Here is a 2,191-nt window from a genome sequence, read left to right on the forward strand (position 1 = left end):
AGCCTTGCCGAGCTTCTTCTCCAGGGCCGCCATGTACTCCTTCGCCCATTTGGGCAGCGCATAGTCGACGACCGCCAGGAATTCGAGCGTTGCCCCCAGCCTTATGTCGGCGATCGAGGGGTTGTTGCCGCCGATGAACGGTTTGCCGTTGCGGAAGAAAGAGTGAAACACCTCGAGCGGCTCGGCGATCGCGGCCATCGCCGCCTTCTGCGCTTCCGATTTTTTGTCGGGATGGGCGTCGCTGTGGCCGACCTCGCCGGCATATTGCGGGAAGCCGAGCGCCGGATAGGTGGCGCGCGCGACATAGGGATAAAGCGTGCCGATCAGATAGAACATGGCGCTGTCGATCATCGCCCGCTTGGCCGGCGCCTTCGGATAGAACTTCTCCAGCCCGTGCTTGTTGGCGAGATACTGCATGATGGCGCAGCTTTCCCACAGCACGCCGCGCGGCAGGCCCTTGTCCTCGATCATCGGCGTCAGATGCGCCGGATTGCGCGCCAGGAACTCAGGCGAGCGCGTATGGCCCCACGCGTCGGTCTCGGCGGGATCGAGCCCGGCTGCGCGCAAGAACACCCTGACCGTCAGGTTGTTGACGCTCGGCCTCAGCATGCGGAGTTTTATGCCGGACTTCTTGGCCGGTTTGGCCTTGGCTTTAGATGCGGCTTTTGCCGTCGCTTTAGGCGCGGACTTAGTTGTCGCCTTAGGCGCGGCCTTCGCCGTCGCAGCTTTTGCCGCCGCCTTCGCGGTCGGCTTTGCCGCGGCCTTGGCCGCGGGTTTCTTCACGCTCTTCGCTGCAGCCTTTGCCATCTGTTCCTCCCCTTATGGCTTGCTCAATATGGATTCTTCGCCGTCCGCTCGTCCGACAGGGTTTCGCGCGACCGCTCGACCAGCGCCTGAATGGCGTCGGCCAGATGGAGTTCGGCGATATTGTAGTCGCCGCGCGCCACGCGGATCTTGTGCGCCTCCATCAGCACGTCTGCGTGGGTGAAGCCGGCCGGCGGCTCGAAACGGTAGGAAGCAAGCTCGATCAGCAGTCCCAGCGGATCCTCGAAATAGATCGAATCCATGAAACCGCGATCCTTGACGCCGCTGTGTTTGATGCCGCGCTCGTCGAGACGCGCGACCGCCTGCAGGAAGGTGACCCGCGACACCGCGAAGGCGATGTGGTGGACGCAGCCTATATCGGTCGGCGTGCGCCGCTTGACCGGGGTCCGGCTCTCGTCGGTGAAGACCGTGATCAGGCGCCCGTCGCCGGGATCGAAATAGAGATGGCTCTCGCTCGCCTTGTCGAGATTGGGCTGCTCGAAGATGAAGGGCATGCCGAGCACCCCTTCCCAGAAGTCGATCGAGGTCTGGCGTCCGGCGCCGACCAGCGTGATGTGATGAACGCCTTGCGACTGCAGCTTCCGCATTGGTTCCTCCCCGCGTTCCGCTCGCCTCTTCCGCCGGGCAAGTTCGAAACCGCTCCCCTGGTGCCTTCGGCCAGGGGAGCATGATGCAATGCTAATTCAATCGACGACGTCACGCCAGAAGGGACATGTGCCGTTAAATCAGAACCTGGACGGAAAGACCTGATACGCTTAAGGGGGAATCGAACCCCTGTTCCCGCCGTGACAGTTGCCCCTCGCGAGGCAAGGCTCCTCGAAACGCGTACATCATTCGAGGCCGGCAGTCCGCAGCCCCTCAAGATAGGCGGCGCGATCCTGTTCCCGGGTCATTGGGTAATATTTCTCCACCCATTGGACCGACAGTGTTGGATGGAGTCGCTTCGCCTCTGAAAGGGCATGTGTCGCCTCATCGAGATCCCCTGCCATTCCTGCCGCGGCGGCCAGCGTACGCCACGCAGCGCCAAAATGTGGCCGAAGCAGCACTGCTCGGTGCTCGAAACTCGCTGCGTCGACGTATCGTTGGGCAACGAAGTGACACATCCCGGTCACGGTCAAAACTCCCGGCTGCTGCGTGGAATCGCGCGGGCTAAGCCGCTCGGCGATCGCGAGATGGTGCAGGCCGTCCTGTGGCATCCCTCCAAAGCCGTACGCGGCGCCCAGAATGACATGTGCGATGGCCAGGTTTGGATTGAGCGTGATCGCATCGGTTAGCGCGGTGACGGCCGCCTGCGTTCGGCGTGCCATCATGTGCACGTAACCGGCGGCGAAATGCGTCCAAGGATCGTCGGCATCATGCGCAATGG

Annotated in this window: 2 protein-coding genes and 1 pseudogene; all 3 read right to left on the reverse strand. The window is 62.7% G+C overall.

The window, feature by feature from the left end:
* Window positions 1-807, reverse strand: an 807-nt coding sequence (locus tag EOA27_RS33060; RefSeq protein ID WP_145970705.1) for a glutathione S-transferase family protein, incomplete at its 3' end; no start/stop codon positions are given.
* 23 nt (window positions 808-830) lie between these two features.
* On the reverse strand, window positions 831-1,412 hold the full coding sequence (locus tag EOA27_RS33065) for a VOC family protein (protein WP_127258366.1): 582 nt from the start codon (window positions 1,410-1,412) through the stop codon (window positions 831-833).
* Window positions 1,413-1,655: 243 nt separating this feature from the next.
* A pseudogene (locus EOA27_RS41155) lies at window positions 1,656-2,191 on the reverse strand (hypothetical protein); the annotation flags it as partial.

The organism is Mesorhizobium sp. M2A.F.Ca.ET.037.01.1.1, from assembly GCF_003998075.1.
GTDB lineage: Bacteria > Pseudomonadota > Alphaproteobacteria > Rhizobiales > Rhizobiaceae > Mesorhizobium.